We start from the raw sequence: 16,438 nt of genomic DNA, 5'->3' as shown, positions 1-16,438 counted from the left end.
GGGCCTGGCGCGTGCCGATCAACGTTCTTTACATCGATGATGATGCGGGCCTGGGCAGGCTGGTGAGCCGAACCCTCGCGCGGCACGATTGCGTAGTGACGCACGTACCGACGGGCGACGAGGGGTTGGCCGAGTTGCGGGCGCACCGGTTTGACATCGTCGGTCTCGACCACTTCATGCCCGGCCGCGACGGCCTCGACATTCTCGATGAGATCCAACGCACGATCGCCGATGCGCCGCCCGTGATCTACGTGACCGGCACGGACGAGGGCCGGGTCGCTATCGCGGCGCTGAAGGCGGGCGCGGCCGACTACGTGATCAAGGACGTCGGCAACGCCTTTATCGACCTGTTCCGGCAGGCCATCGACCAGGCGCTCGTGCAGGTGGCGCTGCGGCGCGCCAAGGAGGCCGCCGAGACGGAGATGCGCGAAGCGCGTGAGCGCGCCGAGATCTTGTTGCGCGAGGTCAACCACCGGGTCGCCAACAGCCTCCAGCTGGTGGCCTCCCTGGTTACGATGCAGCAGAAGACCGTGCCCGAGGGGCCGGCGCGCGAGGCCCTGGCCGAGGCGCATGGTCGAATCCACGCCATCGCGCAGGTTCACCGCCGGCTCTACACCTCCAATGACGTCCGCTTCGTGGATATGTCTGGCTATCTCGAGGGGCTGAGCGAGGAGCTTTCGGCGGCCATGCGCATGGCGGCGCGCGAGCACAAGCTGACGCTGGAGGCTGCGCCATTGCGCATCGCCACCGACAAGGCCGTGGCGGTGGGCGTGATCGTCAGCGAACTCGTCACCAACGCTTTCAAATACGCCTATCCGGCTGGCGCTTCCGGCGAAATCCGGATCAGGCTTTGGGACGGGGACAACACCGTGTCGCTGGCCGTGGAGGACGACGGCGCCGGCTGGACGGGCGACGGCCCAATCCAGGGCAGCGGGCTCGGCATGCGCATCATCAAGGCCATGGCGGCCAGCCTGCAGGCGAAACTGATCTACGAGGAGCGCCCCGCCGGGACCCGCGCGGTTTTGTCCTTTGAAATGTGACCGCCGGTGATGGCACAACCAGCCACAGAGGCTCTCCCGCGCGTTGCCCCGGGGCAGAGCCTGGACCACCAAGACGCCCCTTCCAACCGGGCCCGGACGCGTACGCCATGTTGAACATGCCTCTCAGCGAATCGGAGTTTCGCGTGCTGGCCGATCAGGCTCCGGTTATGTTCTGGCGATCCGATCTCGAGATGGCCTGCGATTGGTTCAACGAACCCTGGCTCACTTTCACGGGCCGCACCCTGGAACAGGAAGTCGGCGTCGGCTGGCAGGACGGCGTGCATGCCGAAGATCTCGAGAAGTGTCTCGAGGTCTACCATTCGTCCTTCCGCAAGCGTGAGCCGTTCACGATGGAGTACCGGCTTCGCCGCGCGGACGGGGCTTACCGGTTCGTGCTGGACAACGGCCGTCCCTATTACCGGGATGGTCAATTCGCCGGCTATTTCGGCTCTTGCGTCGACGTGACGTCGCATCGCGAGACGGAACAACAGCTCGTCGAGGCGCTGGCTGAGCGCGACGTCCTGTTGCGGGAGCTCTATCATCGGGTACGCAACAACCTGCAGTCCGTGCTGGCCCTCGTGCGCCTCAGCACGCGCGGTGCGGACCCGGGCGGGCAGGCGCTGCTGGGCGTTCTCGATCGGCGCGTGAGCGCCATGGCGCTCGCGCAAAAGAGCCTGCAGGCGCTGGACCCGCTCGGCGCCATCCCGATCCGCCAGGTGGTGGCGAGCGCGGTCGAGGACGCCAACGCGGTGAACCCCAGCCTGTCCGTCAAGGTCGAGGCCGCCGCGAGCGAAGGCGTGATTCCGACGGACCAGGCGTCCAGCTTCATGCTTGGCCTCGCCGAGGCCATCGCGATCCTCTCCAACGGCCGCCTCGGGGCGAAGCTGGTGATTGGGTTTGCGGCCGACGACACCGTGACGATCGAGGCGCTGCCGCCGCGGGCAGACCTGCTGGACGAGAAAATTGCGTTGCTGCTGGTGAGGCAATACGCCCGGAGCGCGGGCTTCGACATGGAGGCGGAACCGCAGGGGAACTCCATCGCGTTCAGGAAGCGCTGAACTCCGGGTTCTCCGCCAGGCCGCGCCCGAACACGCTGCGCTCGGAAGCCTCCGCGCCGCATTTGTCGACATGGGCGGCGCGATTGATCACCTGCAGGTTGGGCGCGCCCCAATGCGTCAGCAGTTCGGGCCAGGGAAGGGCGCGCCGGTCTCGCCAGACGCGAAACAGCGGCGTCTTATGGTCGACCTCGGCGGTTTTCAGCAGCCGCTTGCCGCTGGTGGCGCAGCGCCGGTTTTGAAGCTTTGCGAGCGGGGTGACGAAGTCGCTCGGCGCCGTCCAAAGCCGCCATGCGGTGACGCATGCAGAGTGCCATTCCGCCCGCGTGTTCAGCTTGCCGTCGCCCCAGAGATCCTTGTGCCAGCCGAGGCGAAACACGGGCGCGCCGCAGACGCGGCAGCAGCCGGGCCCCTTGGCGTAGCGCGCCTCGCGGAAAGGGGCGGGGGGAGCCCGGAAGGTCGTCGCCACGCCCTCCTCGATTGCGCCGATCCGCCACTCCCAGCCGTCGGGTTGTCCCGTTTGGGCGGCCATTGCGCGGGCGAGCCGGTCCGCCCGGACGGGGTGGTTGCGCCAGTAGGATTCGATCGCCAGCCGCGGCGTGGGGGGGATGAAGGGCCGCGCATAGGCATGCGCGAGCACCTCGGCCGGGAACAGGGCCGGCAGGCTCTTGGCCAGTCGCGCGCGCGACTTGGCGTTGCGTTCGTCTCGGAAGGTGGAGGCCATGAATCAGTTCGCCGCCGGAGGATGCCGGCGGCGAGAGTGACGCGCAATGCTTGCCGAAGGGTGATCGTCGCGGCGAGGCTGCGTCGCCCGCGCCGCGCGCCCTAGTGGCCGCTCTGGTCGGCGGCGCGGCTGGCCTCGAACAGGAACCAGGTGCGCCGTTCGGTTTGATCGATGAGATCTTCCAGAAGGCTGGCGGTGGCGACGTCCTCGGCGTCGTCGCAGACGTCATGGGCGTCGCGCATGGCGGCCGCCATGGCCTTGTTGTCGGCCAGCAGTTCGCCCAGCATGTCGGCGGCGGACACGAAGTCGGCGTCGTTGTCCTGGATGCGCCTGAGTTTCATGATCTCGCCGATGGAGCGCAGCGTCTTGCCGCCGATCTTGCGCACGCGTTCGGCGAGCGGATCCGTGGAGGCGAAGATCTGGTCGGCGTGCTCGTCCAGCATGAGATGATAGTCGCGGAAATGGGGGCCGCTGACGTGCCAGTGGAAGTTCTTGGTCTTCATGTAGAGCGAGAACGCGTCGGCCAAGAGACCGTTGATCGCACTGGCGACCTTCTCGACGGCTTCGGGCTCGAGATCGGTCGGCGTCTGCAGCATGGCGGCGCCCAGGCGGCCGGAGGTCTTGGCCGGCGAAGAGGCGCCACGCGCCGCCGCGCGGGCCGGAGAGGCTGGGGCGGAGGACTCCATTCCAACCACCTCTCCGGCGTCGTCCATCGGCTGCGCCTTGCCTGAGGGCTTGGCGGTCGCGCTCGGCTTCGGCAAGCCCGATTTAGGGGTGCTGACCTTGGGGGAGCTGGATTTGGGCGACTTCGATTTGGCGGCTGCAGCCATGGCGCATCTCTCCGGCGTTGCTGATCGGACGGAGCGCAAGCGCCACCGTGATCTGCGCGTTAACGATCCGCTTGGGGGATCGTTCCGGAGGCGGCACGCTGAAAAGAAAGAGGGCCGCTCGCGCGAACGCAGCGGCCCCAAGTCTAGGGAGGAAACGCCCAAGGAGGGCTATGACGCCGAAGCGTCACGATTACTTACCTAAATTGTGCAGTGCGAAAAAGCAAGGGGTTTGCGCCGAGTTTTCGAATCGGCAGCATCGCTAAAGGCGAGTGTTGCGTGGCTGCAACTTTTCACTCCTCCCCCGCGCATTTCCAAATCCTCAAACGACGTCGGAGCGCCGGCGCAACCGGCACGAGCTTTAAACGTTCATTGATCGTGAACCATTCCGGCTCACGCTGACCTATCGATCCTGCCGCGCGGAGACTTTGCATCATGCTCCCCAGCGTCGCCGAAACCGAGTCGTCCGCCGAGTCGAGCATGGTCGAAGTCGCCATTCTGCATGAGGGACAGCGGGTCTACGCCGAAACCTTCGCGGTGCGAGACCGCGCCGAGATGGGCCGGGCCGTGTTCCACGCCCATTCGGCCGCCCGCAGGCTGCGATCCGATCTCGATCCGACCGCATTGCGAGCCGCGGTGGCCTCCCGGCCTGTGCTCCAGTAGGCGGCGTTTGAAACTGCCGGATCGCTACAATTCGACCGATCCCGGAAAGCCGTCCCCAAGTGAAGCCCGTATAGGTTGTGCTTTGTCGATCATGCACGTTGATCGTATGGAGCCCACCCATGTCCTCCCAGCGGCGCAAGTCTGTTCGGCGGCGCGCCTTGCTGCCCGCAAAGGTGCTGCTGCCGGCCGGAACGGTCGAGTGCCTCGTCAACGACCTTTCCGACGAGGGCGCCAAGCTCCAGTTCCGGATGTCGCCGGGCGCCTGGCCGGCGCAATTTCGCATCATGATCGCCGGCGAGGTGACGCCGCGGCTGTGCAAACTCCGCTGGTCGACCGGCCTTCACATCGGCATCGAGTTCTCTGGCGGACGCAACGCGCTTCTCAACCCGGCGGCGCTTGAAGCTCGGCTCGTGCAACTGCGGACGGGGCAGGGCGCGCAATGAGCCAGCTTCTGTTTCCTGACATCCCCGTTCTGCTGGTCGAGGACAGCCTCTTCGTACGCTCCATGGTGCGCCGCATGCTGCGCCAGGTCGGCCTGCGCAACGTTACCGAGGTCGGCGACGGGGAAGGCGCTCTGGACGCCCTTCAGACCTTCTCGCCGGAGCTGCTGCTGCTGGACTGGCACCTGCCCAGCCTCAACGGCGGACAGTTGCTCGAGATCATCCGCGACCCGCAGATCTCCGCCCGGACAGACCTGCCCGTCATCCTGTTCTCGGGCGCGCCCACCAAGGCGCTGATCGAGCGCGCCGGCAAGCTGGGCGTGACCTGCTTTCTGAAGAAGCCGTTCTCGCCAAGCGACCTGTGGAAGCGCATGCACGCGCTCGGCTTCGGCGACACCAATCGCCAGCGGCACGCCGTCTAGTACAGGCCGCCCGTTCCGGCGCCGACCTGCTGCCCGTCGCCCGGCGCCGCCGCCATGGGCGAGCCGTCACCAAAGCCGCCATAGCCGCCCGCGTCGGGTGGAGCCGTGCCGGGCTTGAAGGCTTCCAGGATGCTCCGGTCGCCGCCGGTGGCCCGCGCGCCTGTTTGCGGATCCACGCGCACCAGCTTGATGCCGGGCGGCACGCGGAATGGCGTCGGCGGCTTGTCGGCCAGCGCCATCTTCATGAAATCGCGGAAGATCGGGGCGGCGTACTGCGCCGCATAAGCCGAGTTGCCGAGCGAGCGTGGCTGGTCGTAGCCGATATAAACCCCGGCCGCGAGATCGGGCGAAAAGCCGACGAACCACAGGTCCTTGGCGTCGTTTGTGGTGCCGGTTTTGCCCGCCAGGGGTTTGCCGACTTCCTTGACGCTGGTTCCGGTGCCACGCTGGACGACCCCCTCCAGAATGGAGGTGACCTGGTAGGCGGTCAGCGGGTCCAGCGCCTGCTGGCGCTCATCCACGATCTTGGGCTCGTTCTGGCCGCTGAAGCTCTGGGCGTCGCAGCCGACACATTTGCGCTCGTCATGCGCGTAGACGTTGCGACCCCAGCGATCCTGGACGCGGTCGATCAGGGTAGGCTTCACGCGCTTGCCGCCATTGGCGAAGATCGAGTACGCCGCCGTCATCCGCATGACGGTGGTTTCGCCGGAGCCGAGCGACATGGCCAGCAGCGGCTGCAGGTTGTCGTAGACGCCAAAGCGCTTGGCGTATTCCACCACCAGCGGCATGCCGATATCCTGCGCGAGGCGCACCGTCATCATGTTCTGCGAATGCTCGACGCCGAAGCGCAGCGTGCGCGGACCCGCAAAACCTTCCTCGGCGTTTTCCGGCCGCCAGGGCTCCTGCCCGGGGCCCTGGTCGATGCTGATCGGCGCGTCCAGAATGATGCTGGAGGGCGTATAGCCGTTGTCCAGCGCCGCCGCATAGACGATCGGCTTGAACGAGGAGCCGGGCTGACGCTGCGCCTGCGAGGCGCGGTTGAACTTCGACTGGTCGAACGAGAACCCGCCCACCATCGCGAGCACGCGACCCGTATAGGGATCCATGGCGACCAACCCGCCGGAGATTTCCGGCAGTTGGCGCAGGCGGAACTGGCCGGGCTTGCCGTCCACGGGTTCAACATAAACGACGTCGCCGGCCGCGAGAGCCTGCCGGGCCGCCTTGCGGGTCCATTTCAGCCCGTCCGGCGTGATCAGCCCGGTTTCGCGCGCCTTGGCGATCGCGCCCGAAGGCTCGCGCGCAGGCTGGAGGCCGATGCGGGCGCCATCGGCCGTGACGTCCGTCACCACCGCCAACCGCCACGGCTGCACGTCGCCAAGCGCGGGGACTTCCGCCAGGGCCGCGCCCCATTCCTTGCCGGCGATGTCGATCTTCTGCATCGCGCCGCGCCAGCCATGCGCCTCGTCGTATCGCACCAGACCATCGGCGAGCGCCTTGCGGGCCATCACCTGAATCTTCGGATCCAGGGTCGTGCGCACGGACATGCCGCCCTCGTACAGGGCCTTCTCGCCGAACCGGTCAGCGATCTCGCGGCGCACGTCCTCGGCGAAGAAGCCCGCCGCGTATGTGTTGGGCGACAGTGACCGCGGGTTCACGTCGAGCGGCTCGGCCTTGGCCTTGTCGCCATCCTGCTTGCTCACATAGCCATTCTCGACCATCCGATCGATCACGTAGTTGCGCCGCTCGGTGGCGGCTTCGCGATAGCGGAAGGGATTGTAGTTGTTCGGGCCCTTCGGCAGGGCCGCCAGATAGGCGACCTCGGCCAGGGTCAGTTCGTGGACGGACTTGCCGTAATAGTTCAGCGAGGCGGCCGCGACGCCGTAATTGCCCAGGCCGAGATAGATTTCGTTGAGATAGAGCTCAAGGATTTTATCCTTGGTGTAGGTGTTCTCCATCTTCAGCGCCAGCAGCACTTCCTTGATCTTGCGATCGAAGGTCTGCTCGCTGGTAAGCAGGAAGTTCTTGGCCACCTGCTGCGTGATCGTGGAGGCGCCTTGGGGGCGACGGCCCTGGTCACGCTTGAAGTAGTACAACGCCGCGCGGGCGATGCCTTCCGGGTCGACGCCCTGGTGCTTGTAGAAGTTCTTGTCCTCGGCCGACACGAAGGCCGCGATCACGAGCTTGGGGACCGACTGGATGGGGATGAACATGCGCCGTTCGCGGGCGTATTCGGCCAGCAGGCTGCCGTCTGCGGCGTGCACGCGGGTCATCACGGCGGGCTGGTAGTCGGCCAGCTGCGTGTAGTCCGGGAGGTCGCGCGACACCTTCCAGAGAAGGCCGCCCACCGCGATGGCCGCAAGCACGAACAGGATCGCGCCGGCCGTGAACACAAACCCGATCCCGCGCAAAAAGAACCGCATCGACGCAAACCCACCTTTTCCAGCGCGCGACGGCATGCGCCGCGAATGTGGTCAAAGCGGGGAGGAGCGGCCCGGAAAAGCGATATGCAGCAACGCTTCCGCCACGTTTGCCACGTTCTCGAACGCCTTTGCGCGGCGGCTCGGAAAGCCGCTACAAATGAGCATGGAATGGGACAGCGCCAACGACTGCCTGGCCTTCTCGCCGCCGGGCGGCGATGGGCGATGCGTGATGCACCGGCGCGCGTTCCGGGCGCTGTTGCGGCAGGAGCCGACGCCTGCCGCATGCCTCGCTTTCGCGGCCCGCAACCAGGCTGCGCTCGGCCTCGCGGCCCGGCTCAAAATGCAACGCGCCGGGCTGGGGCCCGGCGCGCGCTTTCACATCACGAGCCGCGACCTTCGCGGCGCGATCTCAGGCCTCGCTCTCACTCCCGCGGAAGCGGTTGAGGAAGAAGCCCGTAAGGGCGCCGAGCAGCGCCCATGACACAAAGGCGCTGACCATCACGGCCGTCACGAAATCTCGCGCCATAGCGTCCGGTACGGCGCTTTCGGCGGTGGGCGGCTGCGGCGCTCCCACGAGGTGCGGCGCCACCAGCAGCAGGGCGCCCGCGATGCAGGGCAGCGGCGCGCGGGTGAGAGCGATCAAGCCGAGCCCCATAGCGGTGGACAGCGCGGCCCCTACCCACCAGAACTGACGCGCCACCACGTCGGCCGCAGGCATCCCAGGCAGTTCCGGCGGGAGCCCGATGCTGGGCGCCAGCGTCAGGGCGGCAAAACCGCCCAATCCCCAGATCAGGCCTTCGCGCCAGGTCGCCGGGCGGCGGGCGATCACCATGAGGCCGGCGAGGCCGAGGCCGAAGCCGATCCAGGTGACGACGTTGAACAGCGCCGTGAAGGCGTTGCGCTGGAAGCCTTCCGCCGGCTGCCACGCGGCTCCGTGCTCGTGCGGCGCGGCGCTCTCGGCGTGCGAATGCGGCGCGACGCCCGGCTCATGCGCATGCGGAGCCAGAGCGGCGGGGGCCGCTGGCGCGGCTTCGGCCTTCTGCTCATAAACCTCGGCCTTGAGGATCAGCGGCACGGCGCGAACCTGCTGCAAGCCCGTGACGGTGAGGCCAACCAAAAGGCCGGCAGCCGCGGCCGTGAAGACGATCGAACGAAATACCGACATCGTCAGGCCGTCAGTGGCAGGGGAAGCCGCTGGCGTGGCGCGTGTCGTGCGCGGCGTTGTGCACGGCCTCCACATGGGCGAAGCCTGTGAAGCCGACCAGCATGACGCCGAGCAGAACCGCGAAGGCGGCTTGCAAAACGGCGCTGGCCTTGATGGCCGGGACGTGTGACGCGACGGAAGACTGCTGCAACATGATCTCACCCCGAGCTGCCGGCGCGGCGCATGGCGGAACGGGAGCGCCGCGTCCCTCACGGATGCGGCCTGTCGCGAACCATCCCGGGCGCCCCGCCCTTGGTTTGTCGCGACGGCAGGTCTCCTGACTTGCGGGTCGTCGTTCGGGCGAACCTTCCCAGCCCTGATGGACCAGTGGTGAACTCGCCTTCGCTCGCCGCTCACAGTTGCGGGGGCAGTCGCAGCCTTGGGCTTGCGCCCTCACTGCGTTCCCTTTCAAGCCCCGAAGGGCGCCGTCGCACCCGCAGCATAGCGGAGGTCTGCGCGGCGTCCATCGAATTGAACGTGAGATGCGGGCTAGCTCGGTGAAAATACCGCCAAGCGAGAAAAGCCGGGCGACTTTCGCTCTGGCCGCAGGCTCAAGCGCTTGCCGGTTAGCGCCTGGAGGGTGGTGAGCGCGCTGGGACTCGAACCCAGGACCTACTGATTAAAAGTCAGTTGCTCTACCGGCTGAGCTACGCGCTCGCTCGCCCGGATGCCTAGCGGCATGGCATCGCCCGGTCAATAGAGCGCGACGCCGCGGCGGCGAGCTTGGGCGCCGCTCAGGCGAGGGCGGCCAGGACGTCGCGGCCCGTCGGAGCGGGCGCCTTGGGCCAGGCCGTAAAATCCGCCTCGACATTAGTGGCGGCGTCGAGCAGCCGGCGATAGTCGCGCCGGGGCACCTCGACGGCTCCGAAGCCGGCGAGATGCGGCGTCACGAACTGCGTGTCGAGCAGCCGGAACCGCCCGGCTCGCAGCCGAGCCACCAAATGCACCAGCGCAACCTTGGATGCGTCCCGCTCGCGGTGAAACATGCTCTCGCCAAAGAAGGCGCCGCCGAGCCGCACGCCGTAGAGCCCGCCGACGAGTTGCCCTTCGCGCCAGCACTCCACCGTGTGGGCCCAGCCGAGATCGAACAGCGCGCCGTAGAGCTCGCGGATGCGCGCGTTGATCCAGGTCTGCCGGCGATCCGGGGCCGGGGCCGCGCAGCCCGCGATCACACCCTCGAAATCATGGTCGACGCGGACCTCGAACCGGTCCGAGCGCACCGTCCGGGCCAGCCGCGACGGCAACTGAAAGCCGTCCAGCGGAATGACGCCGCGCTCGCGCGGCTCGACCCAGTACAACGCCGGATCGTCGGCGCTCTCCGCCATGGGAAAAATGCCGCACGCATACGCGCGGAGCAAAAGCTCCGGTGTGATCTCCGTGTCAGCGTCTTGTCGTCTCGCCATCCGCTACGGCCCGCTCCTGCGGGCTCTCGTTATCGCCGGCGTTCAAGCGCCGGTCGGATCGTTCATGCCCCCGGCTGCAAGATACTTCTCCAGCCAGTGAATATCGTAGTCCCCGTTCTGGATGTCCGGGTTACGAACGAGCGCCCTAAAAAGCGGTAGGGTGGTCTCGATGCCATCTACCACGAACTCGTCGAGGGCCCTCCGAAGGCGCATCAAGCACTCATTGCGGTTGCGTCCGTGCACGATCAGCTTGCCGACGAGCGAATCGTAGTTCGGCGGGATCGTGTAGCCCTGGTACACGGCCGAATCAACGCGGACGCCAAGGCCCCCCGGCGGGTGGAAATAGGCGATCCGGCCCGGCGAAGGCATGAAGGTGGCCGGATGCTCGGCGTTGATACGGCACTCAATGGCGTGGCCGTTGAGCTGAATGTCGTCCTGCGAGAAGGAGAGGTCCGCGCCGGCGGCCAGCCGGATCTGCTCGTTTACCAGATCGATGCCCGTGATCATCTCGGTGACGGGATGCTCCACCTGGATGCGGGTGTTCATCTCGATGAAGTAGAACTCGCCGTCCTCGTACAGGAACTCGACCGTGCCGGCGCCGAGATATTGCAGCTCCTGCATGGCCTTGGCGACCGTCGCGCCGATCTTGGAGCGCATCTCGCCGTTCAGCGCCGGGGAGGGGCCTTCCTCCCAGACTTTTTGGTGGCGGCGTTGCAGCGAGCAATCACGCTCGAAGAGGTGAACCGCGCCGCCGCGGCCGTCGCCCAGCACCTGCAGCTCGATGTGGCGGGGCTTCTCGAGGTACTTCTCGAGATACACGGCGTCGTCGCCAAAGGCCGCCTTGGCCTCGGTCCGGGCCGTCTGCAGCGCGTCGACCAGGTCGTCCTCGGTGCGCGCCACCTTCATGCCGCGACCGCCGCCGCCGGCCGCCGCCTTCACGAGCACCGGGTAGCCGATGTCGGCCGCGACCCGCATAGCCTCGTCGTCGTCCGTGATGCCGCCCTCGGAGCCGGGCACGCACGGGATGCCGAGGCGCTTGGCGGTGCGCTTGGCCTCAATCTTGTCGCCCATGATGCGGATGTGCTCCGCCTTGGGTCCGATGAAGTGGATGTTGTGGCTTTCCAGGATCTCGGCGAACCGCGCGTTCTCGGACAGGAAGCCGTAGCCCGGGTGCACGGCGTCCGCGCCCGTGATCTCGCAGGCGGCCAGAAGGGCCGGCACGTTGAGATAGCTGTCGCGCGCGGCCGGCGGGCCGATGCACACGCTCTCGTCGGCGAGGCGCACATGCATGGCGTCGGCGTCGGCGGTGGAGTGGACCGCCACGGTGGCGATGCCGAGTTCCTTGGCGGCGCGCAGCACGCGAAGGGCGATCTCGCCGCGGTTGGCGATGAGGATCTTGTCGAACATTATTCGATGACCAGCAGCGGCTCGCCGTATTCCACCGGCTGGCCGTCCTCAATGAAGATGGCCGTGACGGTGCCGGCGCGCGGCGCCACGATCTCGTTGAAGGTCTTCATGGCCTCGACAAGCAGGATCTTCTCGCCCGCCTTCACCACCGAGCCGACCTCCACGAACGCCTTGGCGTCAGGCGAGGGGCGGCGGTAGGCGGTGCCGACCATCGGGGACGTCACCGCGCCGGCGGGCGGGCCGGCGGCTTCCGCCTTCGCCGAGCCGGGCGCAGCGGTGGGTACGGGCGGCGGGGCCACGGTCGCGTGCGGCGCATGCGCGGGAGCGGCGTATTGCACCACCTGGGGCGCGGGAAGTTGCCGGACGACCCGGATGCGCAAGTCGCCCTTTTCGACCTCGATCTCGGTCAGGTCCGTATCGGCGAGCATGGTGGCGATCTCGCGCACGAGCTTGGGGTCGATGGCTTGGTCCTTGGACATGGGTCTGGTCGTCGCCTTCGTTTGGGTGGGCGGGCGCGGGCGCGCGCGGGGGAGCGGGTCCGGCGCGGGCGCGCTCCGACGCGCTCTCATATCCGCTTGCGGGCGGAAGGGGAAGCGCGCGCCCGTGCGCAGGCGAGCGCCATCAACAACGCAGCGCCGGCGAGCAGGCCTGGGTTATGCACGCAGAAGACGTGTTGCGGATGCTTCGAATCGGCGTGTACAAATCTTGAGCGATCACATTCTTAAAAATGAATTAACATTTCATCTGGCGTTTTTACTCCTTTGAGGAGGACGGGGTGAGTTCATTGCCAAGTAACGAGGTTGCGTTTGTTGCGGCCGGAGAAGGCCACGGGGTCGCGGTGCGGGGCTTAGACCCGTTTTCCCGCGAACCGTCCCCGGCGGCCGGCGAGGCGATAGCGAGCGAGGGCTTTGGAAGCGGGTCTCTCGGAAGCGGGTCTCTCGGACGCGGCTCGGCGCGGCGCGGGCCGGGGCTGCGGGCGTGGCTGGGCTACCCGCGGGCGGTGCTGACGGTTGCGCTGGCGCGCGGGGGCGGCGGGTTCGACTGAGGTCCCGGCCTGGGCCGCCGTCCCGGCCGGCGCGGCGAATGCCACGCTTCACTCATCGGGCCGCGCTGGGCGAGGCGCTGATGGCCAGGTAGACGCCGCCTGAAAAGCCGCGCGATGCCGGCGCGGCGTTCCGTGAGGGGCCGGCGCGACGCCCCGGCCGGAAACTCTCCGGCGAAGGTTAACCGAAAAGGCCGCATTGTTCGGTTCCGAAGCAATATTTCCAGTATTTGACTTCTATTTCTCCAATAACGGCGCTCGTTCCCAGTAACGCAACTTAAAAGTGTGTTGCGAGCCCTGTGGCCGCCCCTGTATTCGGAGGGGCGGGATTGGTCCCGGGTTTTTGGAATTGCCGATCGGGCGGGCGGGCAAAGCGCCGGTTCCTGGTCGGGGTGGGGCGGCTTCATGAGTTCCCTGATCGCGAGCCTTGTGGGTCCATCGCCGGCGATTCCGGAGCGGAACGGGGCGCAGGCGCGCGCGCGGGGGTTGTCGCGGGTCGGGGGCGAGGCTGGCTCGCGGGAGCCTGGCGCCTGGCGCACGCCAGCCTGCGGTCCGGCGGCGGTCTCGGGCCAGGCTTCCCGCGCGGAAGGGCGGCAGGCCACGGTGGCGATCCTGATGGGGGTCTATGACGGCGCGCGCTTCCTGCCAGCGCAGCTCGACTCGCTCGCGCGGCAGACGCATGGCGCCTGGACGCTTTATGCCTCGGACGACGGCTCCACGGATGCGAGCGGCGTGATCCTGGACGGTTATGCGGCGGCCTGGGGAGAGGAGCGCCTCGTGCGGCGCGCGGGACCGCGCCAGGGCTTCGCGGCCAATTTCCTCGCCATGGTGCAGGACCCGGCCATTGAGGCCGACTATTTCGCCTTTTGCGACCAGGACGACCTGTGGGACGCCGACAAGCTCGCCCGCGCGGTGGCCTGGCTCGACTCGCAGGGGCCCGACAGGCCGGCGCTCTACGCCTCGGCGGTGCGCACCGTGGACGAGAACGGCCGGGTGATCGGCCGCATCGACGCGCCGCGCCGGCCCCCGGCCTTCGGCAACGCTCTGGTGCAGAACGTGGCGCCCGGCCACACCATGGTGATGAACGCCGCCGCCCGGCGCGTCCTGGCCCGCGCGGCCGCCGCCGGCCCCGTCTCGGCGCATGACTGGCTGGCCTATGCGGTGGTCACCGGGGTGGGCGGAACCATGTGGGTCGATCCCCAGCCCAGCGCCAGCTACCGGCAGCACGGGGGGAATGCGATCGGGGTGAGCCGGAGCCTGGGGTTTTGGCTGTATCGGATAAGGCGGGTGTTTGGGGACGAGTACCGGAACACGCTCAAAGTGCATCTGCTAGCGTTGCGCACACTAGACGCTGAACTAGATGCTCATTCGCGTGTATGTCTCCGCCAAATAACTGCGGCTTGGGTTGGTTCTTCGTTCCACCGCGCCAGAAAAATCTTTCAAAGCGGCGTTTTTAGGCAAAATTTCGTTGGAAATCTGGCGCTATACATGGCTGCCATCGCGTCTAATTCACCCTTTGATACAAGAAAGTAGCGCGATGTATAATATAGCGTTTGCAGGATCGAGCGAAGCGCGTGTCGTTAAAGCGGCTGCGTGCCCCGTCTGTGGAGTGATGGGATCCGATCTTTCGCTTTCGGTATGCTTGGACAACGCACCTGAAATTTCAGTGAATCTGCTCCGATGCGATAGCTGCGGATCACACTACGTAGCTGATCCTGACGTTATCAAAAGCTACAATGAATTTTCGGGGTATTGGCACCGTTACGTCCAAAACGGAGCTGGCATCACGGCGATGCTTGATCCATTGTTTGCTCTGGGGGATATAAAGGGCAGTCTGCTCGACGTCGGTTGCGGTTTTGGGTTTGTACCGCATTACTGGAGCACGATGGGCTACGGCCGTTCGGTTGGATTAGAGGCAAGCGAGTACGGGCAGGTCGGCCGCGAGAAGCTCGGGACAGAAATATATTCTGAGTACTACAGCGAAGCCAAGACGATTCACGGGGAACGCTTTGATTTCGTATTTAGCAGCGAGGTCCTCGAGCACGTATCTGACCCAGCTGGCTTCATCAAAGAAATAAGCGCTGCTCTTTCCGACTCAGGCGTTCTGGTATTGACGACGCCGAGCTCGCGCGCTGTTGACAGGGGCACTGATGCGCCAACTTTGATTGCGGCTGTATCTCCGTTTCTGCACTACTTTCTGATATCAGCAGACGCGCTGAAGTCGCTCCTCCAGCGTTGTGGCTACGAACACGTCCAAGTGCACGACGACGGTATAAGACTGTTTGCGTGGGCCTCCAAAAAGCCGCTACCACGCATCTCTGTCGGCTTTGTGAAGTGGACAGAATACTTCAGCTATCTTGCGACGCTGGGTGATCACGAAGATCCTCACGTATCGAGTGGCGCATTGTATCGCCTTCTGAAAGACGCGATCAACACGGGGCAATTTGCTTGGGCTGATCGGGCTTACCTTCAGTTCCATAAAGTTGCGAAAGGTAAATTCGACATCGATTTCGATGATCCAGAACGGACGGCTGAAAGGTGCAGCAGCCCAGAGGCGCTCGACTGCAAGACTTTTCCTGCTTGGGCAGGATGTGGATTGCTCTTCGCTGGCCGATACAAAGAGGAGTGCCGGGCTCCGTCGGAGTCGGTTCTTAGTCTGGCGAAGAGCGCACTAGTGTGCATGGCTCACGAAGTTCGCGTCGGCGCCGCTTTCGCTCAAGAGGCAATCTATTTTACGCCGATGGCCGCCAAACTGGCCGACCGGTTTCAGGCAGATCTGGAGAGCCGTCAGGCCATCAAGACGGCTGCTCAGTTGCCGCTGAAAGTTGTTAGGCAGCCTGTATCGCTCGTTGATCGGGATGTTTGTTTGATCGTGGGCTATGCGCCGGACGGAAAGCTCACGCCTGCCGCAAAGGGGCTTATCGAAGCGTTCTCGCGTGAAGACTTCGATTGCGTAGTCTGCTATGTAGTCCCAAATATTGACATAAATATTGACCTAGACGGCGTGAAAGAATCGAATGGCGTAATCGTGCGCCTAAATGGCGGCTATGATTTCGCAGCGTGGGCCGCAGCCCTAGAGCGAGTTCCTGCCTTATGGGCAGCTCGTCGGATTGTATTTATAAACGACAGCATTATCGGACCAGGATCAACGTTTCCTGCAATGATCGACAAAATCCGGCAGTCGAGCGCCGATTATCTGGCGTTGGTGGATTCAAATGAGCCGGTACACCATGCACAAAGCTTTTTCTTTGTCTTGCAGAATGACGCGCTGCAATCATTGGCAGTGAAACAGTTTTGGAGCTCGGTTCGCAGCTTTGAAGATAAACAGGCAGTCATCGATAGTTATGAACTCAAGATGCTCGCCTATTTTCAAAAAATTGCGGGACTGAGAATTAAGATACTGTACTCATTAGAAAGTCTCTTTCCTGGTGCTGCTGCAATTGAGGAGATGCAGCTCAACCCAACTCACGAGTTATGGGAGACCCTGCTTCACAACGGGTTCCCATTTGTGAAAGCTGAGTTGCTCCATCGCAACCCGATGGGGCTGCGGCTCCGTCATTGGCAGCCGCTCCTGTCTGCTAAAGGCTTTGATATCGCGAGAGTTGAGGCGCACCTCAAAGAGATGGATCGGGTTCGCCCCACTCTCACATCCACAGGTCGCGTCGTGATTTCGGAGGATGCACCCGTTCGGCGTCGGTGGATATTGCTCAAACTGCTGCTTGGGAATAAGCTTTTCGCAAAGCTCCGCGCTTGGCGCGTTGAGTTCGCGAATGTCCCGAAGTGGCGATAAC

Annotated in this window: 16 protein-coding genes, 1 tRNA gene and 1 riboswitch; of the genes, 8 read left to right on the top strand and 9 right to left on the bottom strand. The window is 65.3% G+C overall.

Going from position 1 to position 16,438, the window contains the following annotated elements:
• Nucleotides 1–11: 11 nt before the first annotated feature.
• Both IEV99_RS13675 and IEV99_RS13670 read left to right on the top strand, forming a co-directional pair.
• On the top strand, nucleotides 12–1,040 hold the full coding sequence (locus IEV99_RS13675; protein WP_188518327.1) for a sensor histidine kinase: 1,029 nt from the start codon (nucleotides 12–14) through the stop codon (nucleotides 1,038–1,040).
• 107 nt (nucleotides 1,041–1,147) lie between these two features.
• A complete protein-coding gene (locus IEV99_RS13670; RefSeq protein ID WP_188518326.1) occupies nucleotides 1,148–2,098 on the top strand; it encodes a PAS domain S-box protein in 951 nt (316 codons plus the stop codon).
• Here the strand turns inward: IEV99_RS13670 and IEV99_RS13665 are convergent.
• Together IEV99_RS13665 and IEV99_RS13660 are read right to left on the bottom strand one after the other, a co-directional pair.
• Nucleotides 2,085–2,819, bottom strand: a complete 735-nt coding sequence (locus IEV99_RS13665; protein ID WP_188518325.1) for a hypothetical protein — start codon at nucleotides 2,817–2,819, stop codon at nucleotides 2,085–2,087. The two genes, IEV99_RS13670 and IEV99_RS13665, sit on opposite strands and share 14 nt — an antisense overlap.
• 101 nt (nucleotides 2,820–2,920) lie before the next feature.
• Nucleotides 2,921–3,415, bottom strand: a complete 495-nt coding sequence (locus IEV99_RS13660; RefSeq protein WP_210318685.1) for a Dps family protein — start codon at nucleotides 3,413–3,415, stop codon at nucleotides 2,921–2,923.
• 139 nt (nucleotides 3,416–3,554) lie between these two features.
• On the opposite strand from IEV99_RS13660, the gene IEV99_RS13655 reads away from it, so the two are divergent.
• From IEV99_RS13655 to IEV99_RS13640, 4 genes are all read left to right on the top strand, one after another.
• Nucleotides 3,555–3,851 (top strand): hypothetical protein, encoded by a 297-nt coding sequence (locus tag IEV99_RS13655; RefSeq protein ID WP_188518324.1) that lies wholly within the window; start codon nucleotides 3,555–3,557, stop codon nucleotides 3,849–3,851.
• A gap of 230 nt (nucleotides 3,852–4,081) precedes the next feature.
• The gene (locus IEV99_RS13650; RefSeq protein ID WP_188518323.1) at nucleotides 4,082–4,309 is read left to right on the top strand and encodes a hypothetical protein; all 228 of its coding nucleotides are present in this window, start codon (nucleotides 4,082–4,084) and stop codon (nucleotides 4,307–4,309) included.
• Nucleotides 4,310–4,428: 119 nt separating this feature from the next.
• A complete protein-coding gene (locus tag IEV99_RS13645) occupies nucleotides 4,429–4,752 on the top strand; it encodes a PilZ domain-containing protein (protein WP_188518322.1) in 324 nt (107 codons plus the stop codon).
• Nucleotides 4,749–5,171, top strand: a complete 423-nt coding sequence (locus IEV99_RS13640; protein WP_188518321.1) for a response regulator — start codon at nucleotides 4,749–4,751, stop codon at nucleotides 5,169–5,171. The genes IEV99_RS13645 and IEV99_RS13640 overlap by 4 nt, the downstream gene beginning before the upstream one ends.
• On the opposite strand, the gene IEV99_RS13635 is transcribed toward IEV99_RS13640, so the two are convergent.
• The 7 genes from IEV99_RS13635 to accB form a co-directional block, all read right to left on the bottom strand.
• Nucleotides 5,168–7,591, bottom strand: a complete 2,424-nt coding sequence (locus IEV99_RS13635; protein WP_188518320.1) for a penicillin-binding protein 1A — start codon at nucleotides 7,589–7,591, stop codon at nucleotides 5,168–5,170. The two genes, IEV99_RS13640 and IEV99_RS13635, sit on opposite strands and share 4 nt — an antisense overlap.
• 409 nt (nucleotides 7,592–8,000) lie before the next feature.
• Entirely contained in the window at nucleotides 8,001–8,756 is a 756-nt protein-coding gene (locus IEV99_RS13630) for a CbtA family protein (protein ID WP_188518319.1), read from the bottom strand.
• Nucleotides 8,757–8,766: 10 nt separating this feature from the next.
• The gene (locus tag IEV99_RS13625) at nucleotides 8,767–8,949 is read right to left on the bottom strand and encodes a CbtB domain-containing protein (RefSeq protein ID WP_188518318.1); all 183 of its coding nucleotides are present in this window, start codon (nucleotides 8,947–8,949) and stop codon (nucleotides 8,767–8,769) included.
• 96 nt (nucleotides 8,950–9,045) lie between these two features.
• Nucleotides 9,046–9,240, bottom strand: a riboswitch (cobalamin riboswitch).
• Between the two features lie 136 nt (nucleotides 9,241–9,376).
• Nucleotides 9,377–9,452, bottom strand: a tRNA-Lys gene (locus IEV99_RS13620).
• A 77-nt stretch (nucleotides 9,453–9,529) separates the two neighbouring features.
• Nucleotides 9,530–10,198 (bottom strand): leucyl/phenylalanyl-tRNA--protein transferase, encoded by a 669-nt coding sequence (aat, locus tag IEV99_RS13615; protein ID WP_188518317.1) that lies wholly within the window; start codon nucleotides 10,196–10,198, stop codon nucleotides 9,530–9,532.
• Nucleotides 10,199–10,240: 42 nt separating this feature from the next.
• Complete coding sequence (gene accC / locus IEV99_RS13610; RefSeq protein ID WP_188518316.1) at nucleotides 10,241–11,605, bottom strand: acetyl-CoA carboxylase biotin carboxylase subunit; 1,365 nt, start codon at nucleotides 11,603–11,605, stop codon at nucleotides 10,241–10,243.
• Nucleotides 11,605–12,084 carry an acetyl-CoA carboxylase biotin carboxyl carrier protein gene (accB, locus tag IEV99_RS13605; RefSeq protein WP_188518315.1) on the bottom strand — a complete coding sequence of 160 codons (480 nt, stop codon included), beginning with the start codon at nucleotides 12,082–12,084 and terminating at the stop codon, nucleotides 11,605–11,607. Before accB ends, accC begins: the two co-directional genes overlap by 1 nt.
• Before the next feature lie 968 nt (nucleotides 12,085–13,052).
• Here accB and IEV99_RS23755 point away from each other — a divergent pair.
• Nucleotides 13,053–14,180, top strand: coding sequence for a glycosyltransferase family 2 protein (locus tag IEV99_RS23755; RefSeq protein WP_194483073.1), 1,128 nt, complete (start codon nucleotides 13,053–13,055; stop codon nucleotides 14,178–14,180).
• A gap of 4 nt (nucleotides 14,181–14,184) precedes the next feature.
• Entirely contained in the window at nucleotides 14,185–16,437 is a 2,253-nt protein-coding gene (locus IEV99_RS13600) for a methyltransferase domain-containing protein (RefSeq protein WP_308469387.1), read from the top strand.
• Nucleotide 16,438: the final 1 nt, after the last annotated feature.

Origin of the sequence: Alsobacter metallidurans (assembly GCF_014636935.1) — a bacterium.
GTDB lineage: Bacteria > Pseudomonadota > Alphaproteobacteria > Rhizobiales > Beijerinckiaceae > Alsobacter > Alsobacter metallidurans.
The sequence above is the reverse complement of the archived record's forward strand: the minus strand, read 5'-3'. Positions and strand labels throughout refer to the sequence as shown.

Bases quoted from the DNA above. Each gene is read 5' to 3' on its own strand.
- IEV99_RS13670 (WP_188518326.1), top strand. From the start codon at position 1,148: ATGTTGAACATGCCTCTCAGCGAATCGGAGTTTCGCGTGCTGGCCGAT.
- IEV99_RS13665 (WP_188518325.1), bottom strand. From the start codon at position 2,819: ATGGCCTCCACCTTCCGAGACGAACGCAACGCCAAGTCGCGCGCGCGA.
- IEV99_RS13660 (WP_210318685.1), bottom strand. From the start codon at position 3,415: ATGCTGCAGACGCCGACCGATCTCGAGCCCGAAGCCGTCGAGAAGGTC.
- IEV99_RS13650 (WP_188518323.1), top strand. From the start codon at position 4,082: ATGCTCCCCAGCGTCGCCGAAACCGAGTCGTCCGCCGAGTCGAGCATG.
- IEV99_RS13645 (WP_188518322.1), top strand. From the start codon at position 4,429: ATGTCCTCCCAGCGGCGCAAGTCTGTTCGGCGGCGCGCCTTGCTGCCC.
- IEV99_RS13640 (WP_188518321.1), top strand. From the start codon at position 4,749: ATGAGCCAGCTTCTGTTTCCTGACATCCCCGTTCTGCTGGTCGAGGAC.
- IEV99_RS13635 (WP_188518320.1), bottom strand. From the start codon at position 7,591: ATGCGGTTCTTTTTGCGCGGGATCGGGTTTGTGTTCACGGCCGGCGCG.
- IEV99_RS13630 (WP_188518319.1), bottom strand. From the start codon at position 8,756: ATGTCGGTATTTCGTTCGATCGTCTTCACGGCCGCGGCTGCCGGCCTT.
- IEV99_RS13625 (WP_188518318.1), bottom strand. From the start codon at position 8,949: ATGTTGCAGCAGTCTTCCGTCGCGTCACACGTCCCGGCCATCAAGGCC.
- aat (WP_188518317.1), bottom strand. From the start codon at position 10,198: ATGGCGAGACGACAAGACGCTGACACGGAGATCACACCGGAGCTTTTG.
- accC (WP_188518316.1), bottom strand. From the start codon at position 11,605: ATGTTCGACAAGATCCTCATCGCCAACCGCGGCGAGATCGCCCTTCGC.
- accB (WP_188518315.1), bottom strand. From the start codon at position 12,084: ATGTCCAAGGACCAAGCCATCGACCCCAAGCTCGTGCGCGAGATCGCC.
- IEV99_RS23755 (WP_194483073.1), top strand. From the start codon at position 13,053: ATGAGTTCCCTGATCGCGAGCCTTGTGGGTCCATCGCCGGCGATTCCG.
- IEV99_RS13600 (WP_308469387.1), top strand. From the start codon at position 14,185: ATGTATAATATAGCGTTTGCAGGATCGAGCGAAGCGCGTGTCGTTAAA.